This window comes from Schaalia odontolytica (genome assembly GCF_002847525.1).
GTDB classification, from domain to species: Bacteria; Actinomycetota; Actinomycetes; order Actinomycetales; family Actinomycetaceae; genus Pauljensenia; species Pauljensenia odontolytica_B.
The window spans coordinates 1-13,713 of sequence record NZ_PKKM01000009.1 but is presented as its reverse complement, the minus strand read 5'-3'; the positions used below and the strand labels follow the sequence as shown (position 1 = coordinate 13,713).

The following is a 13,713-nucleotide window of genomic DNA, read 5'->3' as shown; positions in this document are numbered from 1 at the left end:
TCTTACCTCCCGGCCCCGTAGACGCCGCGGTTCTGGTCGCGGATGACGTCGCCGGCCTCAAGCTCGATGACTCGCTTACGCATCTGGTTGACGATGTCCGCGTCGTGGGTAGCCATGACGACGGTCGTGCCCGTGCGGTTGATTCGGTCCAGGAGGCGCATGATGCCCAGCGACGTCTCCGGATCCAGGTTGCCGGTGGGCTCGTCGGCGAGCAGCAGCTCGGGACGGTTCACCATGGCGCGCGCGATCGCGACGCGCTGTTCCTCACCACCGGACAGCTCGTGCGGCAGGCGCGATTCCTTGCCGGACAGGCCCACCAGCTCAAGGGCGTCCGGAACGGACGTCTCGATCGCGTGGCGAGGCTTGCCGATGACCTGCATGGCCAGCGCGACGTTCTCGTACACGGTCTTGGAGGGCAGCAGTCGGAAGTCCTGGAAGACCGTGCCGATCTGGCGGCGCAGCTTCGGAACCGCCCACGTGGACAGCTTGGACACGTCCTTGCCGAGCACCCACACCTTGCCGCTGGTCGCCTTCATCTCGCGCATGACGAGCTGCAGGAACGTGGACTTGCCGGAACCCGACTTGCCGACGAGGAACACGAATTCTTCGCGTTCCACCTCCAGCGAGACGTGGTCCAGCGCGGGCTGGGCACCTGGCGTGTACACCATGGTGACATCATCAAAACGAATCATGGGACCGTCCGATCGGGGTCAATAGTCCCTGTCAGATTAGGTAACGAACAGGTCACAACCCGGCTGCGACACGCGGAAAACAGGCGGTGTGGCACTCAGCCCTCCACCCGGGGGCGCTTGGACACACGCGCGGCCCCGGCCTCGTTCAGCAATCGACGAGGCCGGGGCCGGGTTGCGCGTACGGGCGTCGCTCAGTCCTGAGCGGCCTTCTGCTCGTTCTTGCGCCAGCGAATACCGGCGTTGATGAAGCCGTCGATGTCGCCATCGAAGACGGACTGGGGGTTGCCGGACTCGAACTCAGTGCGCAGGTCCTTGACCATCTGATACGGCTGCAGCACGTAGGAACGCATCTGATCGCCCCACGACGCCTTGACGTCGCCGGCGAGTTCCTTCTTCTTCGCCTGCTCTTCCTCGTGACGCAGCACGAGGAGGCGGGACTGCAGGACTCGCAGGGCGGCCGCACGGTTCTGGATCTGGGACTTCTCATCCTGCATGGACACGACGATGCCCGTGGGGATGTGAGTCATGCGCACGGCCGAGTCGGTCGTGTTCACCGACTGACCACCGGGGCCCGAGGAACGGAAGACGTCCACCTTCAGCTCGGACTCGGGGATCTCGATGTGGTCCGTGGTCTCGATCAGGGGGATGACCTCGACGGCAGCGAAGGACGTCTGGCGGCGGCCCTGGTTATCGAAGGGGCTGATACGCACGAGGCGATGGGTGCCGGCCTCGACGCTCAGCGTGCCGTAGGCGTAGGGCGCCTGAACCTCGAAGGTCGCCGACTTCAGGCCGGCCTCTTCCGCGTAGGAGGTGTCCATGACCTTCGTCGGGTAGCCATGACGCTCCGCCCAGCGCAGGTACATGCGCAGGAGGATCTCGGCGAAGTCGGCGGCGTCCACGCCGCCAGCGCCGCTTCGGATCGTGATAACGGCGTTGCGCTCGTCGTACTCGCCGTCCAGCAGCGTGCGGATCTCCAGGTCACCCAGGTCCTTGCGGAGCTTCTCCAGGTCAGCTTCGGCCTCGGCGAGGATGTCAGCACTCTCGTCGGGGTCCTCGGCGGCCATGTCCACCATGGCCTCCAGGTCGTCGATGCGCTCGCTCATCTGCGTGATGCGATCCAGCTCGCTCTGGCGATGGCTCAGCGCGCTCGTGACAGCCTGGGCGGCGCTCGGGTCGTCCCACAGGTCGGGCGCGGCCGCCTTCTCATTCAGCTCGGCGATCTGCTCGCGCAGCTTGTCCGGCTGCACGACCGCGATGATGTTCTCCATCGTGGTGCGCAGGGACGGGATCTCTTCAGAAAATTCAATGGCCACCCATCCAGGGTAGCGGATTGGAAGCCCAACGAGGAACGCTAAGGGGCGACGGTGGCGGGGGTTACTCCCCTCTGCGCCCCACGGACGACGGTGCCCCGACGCCACACAGGACGCCGGGGCACCGAAAGAGAGAGGATCAGATGAGACCCATCGCGATCATCGCGTCAGCCACCTTGCGGAAGCCAGCCAGGTTCGCGCCGGCCACGTAGTCGCCCGCCACGCCGTATTCCTCGGCGGTGGCAACGGTGGTCGCGTGGATGTCGACCATGATCTGGTGAAGCTTCGCGTCGGTCTCCTCGAAAGGCCACTGGGTGCGACCGGAGTTCTGCTGCATCTCCAGGCCGGAGGTGGCCACGCCACCCGCGTTCGAGGCCTTGCCGGGGGCGTAGGCAACGCCCGCGGCCTGCAGAGCCTCGATCGCCTCGGGGGTCGTGGGCATGTTCGCACCCTCGGCGACCAGCTGGACGCCGTTCTTGATGAGGGTCTCGACACCGGACAGGGGAAGCTCGTTCTGGGTCGCACAGGGCAGGGCGACGTCACAGGGAACGTCCCAGATGGAGCCGTCGGCCACGAAGACGGCACCGGGGCGCTCGGCCGCGTAGTCAGAGACGCGTCCACGACGCACCTCCTTGATGTCCTTGAGCAGCGCGACGTCGATGCCGGCCTCGTCCACGACGTAGCCGGAGGAGTCGGACACGGCCACGACGGTCGCGCCCAGCTGCTGAGCCTTCTCGGTCGCATAGATCGCGACGTTACCCGAGCCGGAGACCACGACGCGCTTGCCGTCGAAGCTGGTGCCCTTCGCGGCGAGCATTTCAGCCGCGAAGTAGACGAGGCCGTAACCGGTGGCCTCGGTGCGCACGTAGGAGCCGCCCCACGACAGGCCCTTGCCGGTCAGGACGCCCGCGTCGAAGCGGTTCTTGAGGCGCTTGTACTGGCCGAACATGTAGCCGATCTCGCGGCCGCCCACGCCGATGTCGCCGGCGGGCACGTCGGTGTCGGGGCCGATGTGGCGGGAGAGCTCAGTCATGAAGGACTGGCAGAAACGCATGACCTCGGCGTCGGACTTGCCCTTGGGGTCGAAGTCCGCGCCGCCCTTGCCGCCGCCCATGGGCAGGCCGGTGAGGGCGTTCTTGAAGATCTGCTCGAAGCCGAGGAACTTGATGATCGACAGGTTCACGGAGGGGTGGAAGCGCAGGCCACCCTTGTAGGGGCCGAGGGCGGAGTTGTACTCGACGCGGAAGCCGCGGTTCACGTGGATATTGCCCTTGTCGTCGGCCCACGGGACGCGGAACTGGATCTGACGCTCGGGCTCGACGATGCGGTCGATGATGGCCAGGTCGGCGTATTCGGGGTGACGCTCGGCGAGGGGGGCGATCGTTAGGAGGACCTCGTAAACGGCCTGGTGGAACTCGGCCTGGGCGGGGTCACGGCGCTGGACGGATTCAAAAACGGAGGCCAGCGCGGGGGAAAGACGAGATGTATCAAAGCTGCTCATGGCCTAAAGTTTACGTTTCGTTTACTCACCCTTCCGTGACCATCCCACAATGTGACCGTCGCGCACACCACCTTTAGCCCGGCGGCTGGGCATCGCGCAGGCGCGCACTCGACGTCCTTTCGAGCTCAGGGACTGCGCTTGCACGTAAGAATGACGGCAGGAGCGAGATGGTTGGACGAGCACGTACCGCAACCTCTACCTCGGCACCGCGCACGCTCACCGCGGTCAGGGCCACGCCCTCCCCCACCTTGCACGTGGATTCCGACAACGAGGCCAACGCGTCCTCGGCTCGAGAGCCAGCCGAGGCCTCGTCCACCCCCATCGGATTCCCCGTATCGAAGAAGTCATCAGACGAGGAGGAGCCAACAGCAACACTGGACAGGGCATCGGCACAGGACACGAGCCTACGGTCCTGCATCGCGACCTCGGTGAGCGCGATGGACACGAAGAGAAACACGCACACGAACGCGCACCCGGCGCACATGAGAATACCGACGCGCCCTTCCTCATCCATCGGCCACCACCTCCCGCACAGGGACACGCGCACTCGACGAGACGCCAATACCGGCACTCCCCAGCCAAGCAGGCAGGAAAGGAAAGGGCACACGCACCCCGACCTGCACCTCGACGACCCCTCCACCCGCCTCGCAGCCCTCGCACCTGGCGGTCACGTCCGCCTGGGCATCGATCCCAAAGTCCTCGACGATCAGGGCCACGGCGTGGGACGCGTCGGACTCGCGCGCGGGATCTTCTGCGAGGATACGCGCGGCTTCACGAGCACCCGCATCCACCGCCATCGCACCGGCGCTCACCTGGCCAACCGCGAGCACGATGTACAGGACCGGGATGACGAGGACGACCAGGATGCCCAAGAATTCGACGCTGGCGTCCCCGCGCTCACTCACGGCCCCTCCACAAGAGCTCGACCGTGCACGGTGAGCCAGCGCGGCCCAAAGCCACCCACGAGGGGCAGACGAGTACGCACCGTGACGACGAGGATGTCAACGCCCACGTCGCTCTCCCGATCCACGGCGATCTCGCGGTCCTTGGCGGCACCCACGAGGGAGTCAAGAAGTTCGCCCGTGCGCGCGGCGGCCTCCTCCTCGTCGCCACCCAGCAGACCGCCACGACGCGCCCCCTCGGACGCGGCGCTCACGCTCATCGTGCGCACGTGCGAGGCAAAGGCTATCTGCGCGAGCAGGAGGATCACGAGGACGACAAGTCCTTGAACGAGGACCGTCGAGACAACCTCGGAGCCGCTTTCTGGGTGCCCCTCAGATGCCCGCAATCGAGTCCATCGCACGGTTAAAGATCTCCACAAGCCGTTCGGAGGCAACGCCCCAGATAAGGACGACGAGCGCTGCCGTCATCAGCGTGATGAGCACCCATCCGGGCACATCACCGCGCTCCCCAAGGGGATCTTTCCTCAGGAACAGTTTCTTCATGACAGGTTCCTTTCTATGTCACGGGGTGAAGTCCAGGGCAATGAGCCCCGGGTAGAGGGCGAACATGACGGTGACGGGAAGGATCAGGAAAACGACGGGCACAAGCATGGCGATCTCACGTCTCCCGCCCTCTTCCATGAGGGCCGCCAGGGAGCGCTCACGCTGATCGCGGGCCTGATCATGCAGGACCGAGGCCAGGGGCGAGCCTCGCTCAATCGCAGTCGTGAGCGTGCGACTCAGGCGCGTCAAAGCTGGCGATTCGGTGCGCTCAACGAGGTCGGAGAGCGCTCGCACGGAGGGCGTGCCGTTGCGGATATGACCGGCAGTCAGCGACAGTTCCACCCCGAGGGGACCTCCCGCACAGCAGGCGACTCGCTCGATAGCAGCTGGAATGGACTCCCCCGCCGCGACCGCGAGCGCCAGCAACTCCGCACAGTCGGGAACGGCGACATCGATGGCGCGCTGCCTGGCGTGGGCCCGGAAGGTGAGGAAACGGTCCATGCCAGCCACCCCCAGCAGTGAGCCGATGAGCGCGCAGGCGCACAGGGGAAGGATCGAAGCCCGCAGAGAGGAAGCCGGACGCGCAGTCAGGACGAGGCACGCCAGGACGAAGCCGGCGATTCCAGCGAGCGCCTGGCGCAGACGAAAGACGGAGACCTCCGGTGCCATGCCCGCCAGTGCGAGGCGTCGCGCGACGGATTCTGTCGTGGACCCCAGGGATTCGAGGGCAGCCGCGCTCATGCGGCGAGCCCAGGTGGTCAGGGGTGAGGGTGCTTCCTCGCTGACGCGCCCCTGTGCGACGCGCGCCGCGAAGGAGGGTCGGCACGCGAACCACGCCGCAAGCACGCATGCGAGCCCTCCCGCGGCGAGGATTCCCACCGCCACGTCGAGGGCACGGACAATCCAGGGGCTCACGATGCGCCTCCCAGGTTGCGCGGATCGGTGCTGAGTCGGCTCAACACTCTCATTGCCAGGTAGGCGATCACGCAGATACCGGCGCCCGCGCACAGGACGGCGATGCCTCCCGGGGAGTTCCACACGCTGGCACTCGCGCCCCCACCCGAGAGCAGAAGGAGTACGACCCAGGGCGCCGCGATTCCTAGTCGCGCGGCTCCCACGGTCCAGGATTGGCGGGCCTCGAGCTCGCCGCGCACTCGCGCGTCCTCGCGCAGGAGCGTGGCGAGATCCTGGAGAAGGCGCGTGAGGTCGGCGCCGCCCACGGAACGTGCGATGCGTAGCGCCTCGATGATGCGGTCTGCGACGGGATCCCCAACCTCTTCCTTCATGCGATCCAGTGCGGGAGCGAAACGCCCGTTGGCGCTGTAGTCGCGGGAGAAGGCCTCGAAGGCGAAGCGCACGGGGACGGGCCCTTCGTCGGCGAGATCGCACAGGACCTGGGGTAGTGAGGTGCCCGCACGCACGCCGGAAACCATCGCATCGATGACTTCGGGCCAGGCGGAACGCACGGTCTTGGCGTGCGCGCGCACCCGAGAAACCACCCAGGCGTAGGGCAGACAGGCCGCTCCGGCCGACACGATGAGGGCGACCGGCCAGGCACCGGTCACGGCGAGAATCACCGCCGCCACGACCGCCCCGATAGCGAGGCTCAGCGTCACGAGGCGCGCCGCCGTCAACCCCGGCACGCGAGCTCGCGCAACGTCCTCGCGTACGCGCTTCCATGGCCCCCACGGCTTCCACGACGGCGCGGGTGTGAACCACGGGGATAGAGCGAGGACGAGCCCTATCCCGAACACGAGACCACAGACGACGGCAATCACGGCATCCCCCACTCCAGGAGGGAGGCCAGGTCGAAGCCAGCAGCCGCGAATCGATCATGCAGGTCAAGACCTCCGCTCCCGCGCTCGCAGCGGGTGCCGTCGTACGTGAAGAGCGTCGCCGTCTCAATCCGATGCCCCTCGACGCGCCCGGGCACCGCGAGAATCTCGGCAACATAGCGACGCCCATCCACCCCTCGTTCGACATGACACACGAGGTCGATAGACGAGGCCAGGGTGGGTATGACGAATGCGGTCGTCACGTTTTCACCGGCGAGCAGCGGCAGGATCGAGAGCTTGTCGAGGGCTTCCCGCGCCGAGTTGGCGTGCACTGTTGCCATACCCGGCACGCCCGCATTGAGGGCGACGAGGAGGTCGAGGGCTTCGGGGCCGCGAACCTCGCCGACGATCAGGTATTCGGGACGCATGCGCAGCGATTCACGCACGAGGTCACGCAGGGTAATCTCTCCCGTTCCCTCCGCACCTGCCGGGCGAGTCTGCATCGCAACGTGATCCCAATTCGCCAAGCCCAGCTCGAAGACCTCCTCGCAGGAGATGACCCGGCGCGAGCGCGGCAACTCCCCTGCGAGGGCACGCAGCAACGTCGTCTTACCCGCCTGGGTACCGCCCGACACGAGCACGGAGAGACCGCAGCTGACGGAAGCCGCCAGAAAGTCACGCATCGGCGGGGCGATCATCTCCACCGCGACCAGGTCCTCCAGGGTGCGCGCCCGCTGGATGTGCTTACGAATGTTGACGCTCCACGACGAGCCCGTCACCGGCGGGATGACGACGTGGAGGCGCTCTCCGCCGGCGAGCATCGCATCCACGAAGGGACTCGACAGGTCGAGTCGGCGGCCCGAATGGTGCAGCATTCTCTCCACGAGAGCCCGCACGTCCTCGTCAGTGAGGATGAGGCTGGTCAGCTCAGCCACGCCCGATCGCGCCACGAACACTCGCGAGGCGGCGTTGATCCAGATTTCCTCGACCGACGGATCGTCCATAAGTGCTTGAAGCGGGCCGAGACCGCAGATGTCATCCATGAGGTCTGCTTCGACCTGCTCGCGGGCAGACGGCAGCAGGTCGGGCGCATAGCGATCGATGGCGCGCTCAATGAGGGCGCGCACCGCCCGAGGATCCCGAGCCGCGTCGATGCCGCTCGCAGCCAAACCCTCGCGAACGTGCGACGCGAGGGAACGCGTCATGGCTTCCATCGCTGTGCCTCCTCGCTACAGACCGAGCCAATGTGTCGAAAGTAACAGAGTTTTTCGGCAAGGAGCAAACCCACACCCGCCCAATCTCACCCGCCTCCGCGCGGGGAGGCGCTCCTGGGCCCAGGCCGCGATACGTTAAGGCAATGACCTCCGCGAAGAGCCCCCTCGAACTGGCAGCCCTGGCCACCGCCGCCGTCCCCGGCATGCGCGTCACCGCCCTGCGCCCGCCCACCTACAGCGACGAGCTCTCCACCGTGACCGGCATCGAAGACGCCGCCGGCAACCGCTGGATCGTCACCTGCCCCCACGAGGAGGTCTCCGGCCCCGCCCTCGAGGCGACCTCGGGCATCCTCGACCGCCTCGGGCAGGCCCACGACCACGACTACATCCCCTTTGACGTGCCGCGCCTGGCCGGACAGACCAAACTCCAGCGCGGCGGGAGCGTCTACGTTCACCGCGATCCGGGAGGCTCCGCCCCCACTGATGAGGACCTCGACACCGATCCTCTGCTGCCCGCGTCCCTCGGACGCGCACTCGCGGCCCTGCACAACCTCCCGGAGACCGTCTTCTCCGCAATCGGCCTGCCCACCTACACGGCCATCGAATGCCGCGACCGCAACCTCGCCCTCCTCGACGAGGCCGCCCGCGAGGTCGCCATCCCCGCCGCCCTGTGGAGCCGCTGGGAGGCTGCCCTCGAAGACGTTTCACTGTGGCGATTCCCCTCCGCACCCATCCACGGAGATATCCAGGAGCGTTGCCTGTCGGTCAAGCGCGGCTCGCTCCTTGCCATCGGAGGATGGACGAGCGCGCACGTGGGCGACCCCGCCCTCGACATCGCCTGGATCCAGGCCAGCGCCTCCGACGCGTTCCTCGAACGATTCCGCGAGACCTACGGCCATGAGCGCCGCGCCACCGACCTGCACGTCTTCACGCGCGCCCAGCTCATGAGCGAAATCGCCCTGGTCCGTTGGCTCGTCCACGGCCTCCATGCCGAAGACTCCTCCATCATCGACGAGGCCCGCACAATGCTCGACGACCTCGCCAAGGACCTGGACGGCGAGCCGTTGCTGCCCGCGCACGCCTCCGCGATGGGGGCTCGCATCTCCCTGACCCCCGTCGAATCCCCCTCCGCCTCGCCGATCAACGCCACAGCCCCGACGCCGAGCGCCGCGAACGAGAGCGACGAGGAGACCACCGGCGAAGACACCGTCCCCGTGCCGCGCCCCGCCTCCGCCCTCAAGCGCAAGCTCGCCGAGGGCGAGGTCGACCCGGCCGCCCCCACCGAGCGCCTCAGCCTCGGCCCCGACGGCACACTGCTGCGCTAACCGCGCCGCGCCGCACGCGGAACGACCACCCAGGGGCGCTCCCATGCAACGAACCGGGGTCCCTCAGGTGTGCACCTGACGGACCCCGGCCTCGTTCAATCGACTGCGAGCACTGAGTGAGCGCATCAGCGGGACTGACCATCCCCCTGGCGCGACGCCTCAAGAGCGTCAACGCGACTCTGCAGGTCCTCCATCTGGAGGCGCAGAATCGCGGCTTCCTCAGTCAGGCGACGGCGATCCTCATCCGAGCGCGACAGGTCCACCGAGAAACGCAGCGACAGGAGCAGCAGCACCACACCCGCCAGGAAGAACCCGAGGTTCAGCGGAACGACGACGCCCAGCTGGATCGCACTCCACTTCAGGATCGGCGGGAAGATGGACAGCAGCGCCGTAAAGAAGGCGATGCAGTACCACCACAGGCCGTAGCGTTCCTTCAGGCCCGAGTTACGCATCTTGACGAACACCATCACCAGGATGATGATCGCGAACACCAGTCCAAGCACGTACGTGGGGCTCATGCATTCTCCTCCGGCGCCTGGGTGACCTTCTCTCCGGGGCGCGACAGCGAAACCGCGAGGGCCATCGTCGCGCGCACCAGGAAGAGCGCCGATTTGATCGGATTGTGGGAGGGCTCGCCGCCCGCACGCGGGTGCATCTGCACGCCGACCTCGCGCACGACCAGGTGCGAGCGCGCCGCAATGACGAGCGCACCGATCGTGTCACCCAGGTACTCGGCCGGGTAGTTGTGCGCGAAGAGCGAGAGCGCACGGGGACCGTAGAGCTTGAAACCGCTGGTCGTATCGCTCAAGTGAGTCTCACACACGCGCGAGAGGATGTACGAGAAGAGGTTCATCGCCCACTTGCGCGGGCCCCGCGCGTGGTAGTTGCCCTTACCCGCGAAACGCGAGCCGATGACGACGTCCGCGTGCTCGCTCGAGGCCGTCTCGATGAGCGTCTCGATCTCGCGCGGATCGTGCTGACCGTCCGCGTCGAGCTGACACGCATACTCGTAGCCCATGCGCCGCGCGTACTGGAAGCCGGCGCGCATCGCGCCACCGACCCCCAGGTTGAGCGGCAGGTCGAGGACGGCCACGCCCGCGGCGCGCGCGATATCGGCGGTCGCGTCCGTCGACCCGTCGGAGACCACGAGGATGTCCGCGAATGAAGGCTTCTCAACCTTCACCATCTCGAGGACGTCACCGAGCACCTCCTCCTCGTTCCACGCGGGGATAACGATGAGCAGGCGGGACTGAGCACTGGGACGGCTCACTCAGCGACCCTCTCGCTCAAGCAGCTCGAGCAGGTAGGCGCCGTAACCGGACTTGACCAGGGGCTCAGCGCGCTGGCGCAGGCCCTCGTCGTCGATGAAGCCCATGCGCCACGCGACCTCTTCGGGGGCGCCGATCTTCATGCCCTGGCGGGCCTCGACCGTACGCACGAAGGCGGTGGCATCAGCGAGGGAGTCGAACGTTCCGGTGTCGAGCCACGCGGTGCCGCGCGGAAGGACCTCGACCTTGAGCTTGCCGGCCTCGAGGTAGGAGCGGTTCACGTCGGTGATCTCGTACTCGCCGCGCGCGCTCGGCTTGAGGTTGCGGGCGATCTCGACCACGTCGTTATCGTAGAAGTACAGGCCGGGCACCGCGTAGTTCGACTTGGGGTGCTCGGGCTTTTCCTCGATGGACAGCGCGTTGAACTCCTCGTCGAATTCCACGACGCCGTACTCACGCGGGTTGGACACGTGGTAGGCGAAGACGGCACCGCCGTCGGGGTCGACGTGGCGGCGCAGCTGTGCGCCCATGCCGGGGCCGTAGAAGATGTTGTCGCCCAGGACCAGGGCGGCACTGTCGTTGCCCACGTGATCGGCGCCGAGCACGAAGGCCTGCGCGAGGCCGTTGGGCTCGTGCTGGACAGCGTAGGAAATATTGACGCCGAGCTGACTGCCGTCACCGAGCAGGCGGTGGAACGACGGAGCGTCGTGGGGGGTCGTGATGACGAGGACCTCAGAAATGCCCGCCAGCATGAGGGTCGACAGCGGGTAGTAGATCATCGGCTTGTCGTAGACGGGGACGAGCTGCTTCGATGTCCCCAGCGTAATCGGGTTGAGACGGGTGCCCGAGCCGCCCGCCAGGATGATGCCTTTCATGTTGCCTCCGCTTCCCGGCGCGTCCTCGTGTGGGTCGCGCGTCGTTGACAATTATCCCTACACAACAGTATTTTTCCACAACTTTGCCCCCGCGCGCGCCCATGGGGCGGCGCACACCACCGCGAGGGTGCAGATCGGATAGTATTTACATGGAATGTTGCCTCCGCACAAAAACCACGCACGTAAGGAAGAACCATGGCGCCCACCGCTAAGCCCCTGGGGATTACGACCACGCCGATCCCCGGCTTTTTGCGCATTGATCTGACTGTTCACGGCGATAACCGAGGCTGGTTCAAGGAGAATTGGCAGCGCGAGAAGATGGTCGCGCTGGGCCTGCCGGATTTCCAGCCCGTGCAGAACAACATCTCGTTCAACGACGAGGTCGGCGTGACCCGAGGCATCCACGCGGAGCCGTGGGACAAGTTCGTGTCGGTCGCGACCGGCCGCGTGTTTGGCGCGTGGGTGGACCTGCGAGAGGGGCCCTCCTTCGGCACCGTCTACACGACGATCATCGATCCGGGCGTCGCGGTGTTCGTCCCCAAGGGCGTGGGCAACTCCTACCAGACCCTGGAGCCAAACACGGCCTACACGTACCTCGTGAACGACCACTGGTCGCCGGACGCGCGCTACACCTTCCTGAACCTGGCTGACGAGACGGCCGCCGTGGATTGGCCGATCCCGCTCGAGCGCGCCATCCTGTCCGACAAGGACAAGGCACACCCGCGCATGGCGGAGGTGACCCCCTTCCCTGCCCCGGCTCCCGTGGGTCGCCGCGCACTCGTGACGGGCGCGAACGGCCAGCTCGGCCGCGAGCTCATGCGCGCGCTGCCCGAGGCCGGCTTCACGGTGACGGGCGTGGACCTGCCCGAGGTGTCGATTTCCGACGCCGAGCAGGTGGCCGCTCTGCCGTGGGATGACATCGACGTGGTGATCAACGCGGCCGCGTGGACGAACGTCGACGGCGCTGAGACACCCGAGGGTCGCCGCGCGACCTGGCAGGCAAACTCGACCGGCCCGGCGATCCTGGCGCGCGAGGCCACGGCTCACGGCGCGACGATGGTCCACATCTCGACGGAGTACGTCTTCGACGGCACGCAGGACGTACACGTCGAGGACGAGGCCCCCTCTCCCCTGGGCGCGTACGGCCAGTCGAAGGCGGGCGGCGACGCCGCTGTTGCCTCGACGCCGAAGCACTACATCGTGCGCACCTCCTGGGTTGTGGGCGACGGCAAGAACTTCCTGAAGACCATGGCGTCCCTGGCAGATCAGGGCACTTCCCCCTCGGTCGTGTCCGACCAGGTGGGCCGCCTGACCTTCACTTCCGACCTGGCTAAGGGCATCATTCACCTGCTGACCAGCGACGCCCCGTTTGGCACCTACAACCTGTCGGGCGAGGGCCCGGTCATGAGCTGGGCGCAGATCGCCAAGCGCGTGTTCGAGCTGTGCGGCCGTAATCCGGAAGACGTCACCGAGGTGACGACGGAGGAGTACTTCGCGGGCCGCGAGGTGGCTCCGCGTCCGCTGTCCTCCGTCCTGGACCTGACGAAGATCAAGGCCGCGGGCTTCACCCCCGAGGATTCCTCGCAGCGCATCGACTCCTACGTCGCTTCACTGCGCGGCTAATCTCCACACGTACGAGGCCCCGGGCGCTTCTGAAAAGCGCCCGGGTCCCTCGTACGTACCGGTTTGGGCGCGGGCAGCGCACGCGCATGCGAGCCTGAAACGCTGACTCCCAGTCGGACTCACGGATGGGGCTAGGAGTGCGGCCGCAAGCTACCTACGCGGATAGGTTACGAAGATACGGATAGGTTAGAAGCATGCGGATAGGTTAATAACCTATCCGCATCTGAATAACCTATCCGCATGCGCACAACCTATCCGGATGCACACGATCGAGGGTAGCTACGGACGCTCAAGCACCGGAGCGCAGTATCACCGGAGCATGCGCTACGCATCCCTACCAATTCCGCATGCAATTCCCCGGCAGCTCTTTCAACTTTTGAAACCGCAACGTTGATATTCCAACGTTTTCTTGACACTAGAAAACAGACCTCATGGAAATTGCATGCGAGATGAAAGGGTGAGGCAAGCCAGCGATGACCGCACGTTCCCACCCGAGAGGCCCCAGCCTCGTCGAAAGCGATGAAAGCCCCTGAGATACCTGGAGAAGCTAGCCCCCTTGAGAGGCCTACACGAGCTGGCTGAGGATCTCCTGCGAGGTCAAGTCCTGTGGAGTGGTGTAATCGTTTTGTGTCCTTCGGAGTGGGTTATGCGCTGAGTTGGAGTGGGGGTTCCTCCTGTTGGGTGG

15 protein-coding genes are annotated in these 13,713 nt (G+C 66.3%); 2 read left to right on the top strand and 13 right to left on the bottom strand.

Annotated features, from left to right (window positions below; all coding sequences use genetic code 11):
* Nucleotides 1–2: 2 nt before the first annotated feature.
* The 10 genes from ftsE to CYJ22_RS07005 form a co-directional block, all read right to left on the bottom strand.
* A complete protein-coding gene (ftsE, locus tag CYJ22_RS07045) occupies nt 3–692 on the bottom strand; it encodes a cell division ATP-binding protein FtsE (RefSeq protein WP_007588428.1) in 690 nt (229 codons plus the stop codon).
* 191 nt (nt 693–883) lie between these two features.
* Nucleotides 884–2,005: a peptide chain release factor 2 gene (gene prfB, locus CYJ22_RS07040; protein WP_101602112.1), complete on the bottom strand. Its 1,122-nt coding sequence runs from the start codon at nt 2,003–2,005 to the stop codon at nt 884–886.
* Nucleotides 2,006–2,141: 136 nt separating this feature from the next.
* The gene (gdhA, locus tag CYJ22_RS07035) at nt 2,142–3,503 is read right to left on the bottom strand and encodes an NADP-specific glutamate dehydrogenase (protein ID WP_003790117.1); all 1,362 of its coding nucleotides are present in this window, start codon (nt 3,501–3,503) and stop codon (nt 2,142–2,144) included.
* 73 nt (nt 3,504–3,576) lie between these two features.
* Nucleotides 3,577–4,017, bottom strand: coding sequence for a hypothetical protein (locus CYJ22_RS07030; protein ID WP_101602111.1), 441 nt, complete (start codon nt 4,015–4,017; stop codon nt 3,577–3,579).
* Nucleotides 4,010–4,408, bottom strand: coding sequence for a 1-hydroxy-2-methyl-2-(E)-butenyl 4-diphosphate synthase (locus CYJ22_RS07025; RefSeq protein WP_101602110.1), 399 nt, complete (start codon nt 4,406–4,408; stop codon nt 4,010–4,012). Before CYJ22_RS07025 ends, CYJ22_RS07030 begins: the two co-directional genes overlap by 8 nt.
* A complete protein-coding gene (locus CYJ22_RS07020) occupies nt 4,405–4,791 on the bottom strand; it encodes an ABC transporter (protein WP_101602109.1) in 387 nt (128 codons plus the stop codon). The genes CYJ22_RS07025 and CYJ22_RS07020 overlap by 4 nt, the downstream gene beginning before the upstream one ends.
* Nucleotides 4,778–4,948, bottom strand: coding sequence for a hypothetical protein (locus tag CYJ22_RS10185; RefSeq protein ID WP_165782134.1), 171 nt, complete (start codon nt 4,946–4,948; stop codon nt 4,778–4,780). The genes CYJ22_RS07020 and CYJ22_RS10185 overlap by 14 nt, the downstream gene beginning before the upstream one ends.
* Before the next feature lie 18 nt (nt 4,949–4,966).
* Entirely contained in the window at nt 4,967–5,863 is an 897-nt protein-coding gene (locus CYJ22_RS07015) for a type II secretion system F family protein (protein WP_101602108.1), read from the bottom strand.
* Nucleotides 5,860–6,726 carry a type II secretion system F family protein gene (locus CYJ22_RS07010; RefSeq protein ID WP_101602107.1) on the bottom strand — a complete coding sequence of 289 codons (867 nt, stop codon included), beginning with the start codon at nt 6,724–6,726 and terminating at the stop codon, nt 5,860–5,862. The genes CYJ22_RS07015 and CYJ22_RS07010 overlap by 4 nt, the downstream gene beginning before the upstream one ends.
* Nucleotides 6,723–7,937 (bottom strand): CpaF family protein, encoded by a 1,215-nt coding sequence (locus CYJ22_RS07005; RefSeq protein WP_101602106.1) that lies wholly within the window; start codon nt 7,935–7,937, stop codon nt 6,723–6,725. The genes CYJ22_RS07010 and CYJ22_RS07005 overlap by 4 nt, the downstream gene beginning before the upstream one ends.
* 143 nt (nt 7,938–8,080) lie before the next feature.
* Between CYJ22_RS07005 and CYJ22_RS07000 the strand changes: the two genes are divergently transcribed.
* Nucleotides 8,081–9,262, top strand: a complete 1,182-nt coding sequence (locus tag CYJ22_RS07000) for a phosphotransferase (protein WP_101602105.1) — start codon at nt 8,081–8,083, stop codon at nt 9,260–9,262.
* Between the two features lie 125 nt (nt 9,263–9,387).
* Here the strand turns inward: CYJ22_RS07000 and CYJ22_RS06995 are convergent, their stop codons facing one another.
* From CYJ22_RS06995 to rfbA, 3 genes are read right to left on the bottom strand one after another with little or no spacing between them, the layout of a single operon-like run.
* The gene (locus tag CYJ22_RS06995) at nt 9,388–9,780 is read right to left on the bottom strand and encodes a DUF2304 domain-containing protein (RefSeq protein ID WP_101602104.1); all 393 of its coding nucleotides are present in this window, start codon (nt 9,778–9,780) and stop codon (nt 9,388–9,390) included.
* A complete protein-coding gene (locus CYJ22_RS06990; RefSeq protein ID WP_101602103.1) occupies nt 9,777–10,532 on the bottom strand; it encodes a glycosyltransferase family 2 protein in 756 nt (251 codons plus the stop codon). The genes CYJ22_RS06995 and CYJ22_RS06990 overlap by 4 nt, the downstream gene beginning before the upstream one ends.
* Nucleotides 10,533–11,405 (bottom strand): glucose-1-phosphate thymidylyltransferase RfbA, encoded by an 873-nt coding sequence (gene rfbA, locus CYJ22_RS06985; RefSeq protein WP_003790141.1) that lies wholly within the window; start codon nt 11,403–11,405, stop codon nt 10,533–10,535.
* Between the two features lie 195 nt (nt 11,406–11,600).
* Between rfbA and CYJ22_RS06980 the strand changes: the two genes are divergently transcribed.
* A complete protein-coding gene (locus CYJ22_RS06980) occupies nt 11,601–13,028 on the top strand; it encodes a sugar nucleotide-binding protein (RefSeq protein ID WP_101602102.1) in 1,428 nt (475 codons plus the stop codon).
* The last annotated feature ends 685 nt before the right edge of the window (nt 13,029–13,713 follow it).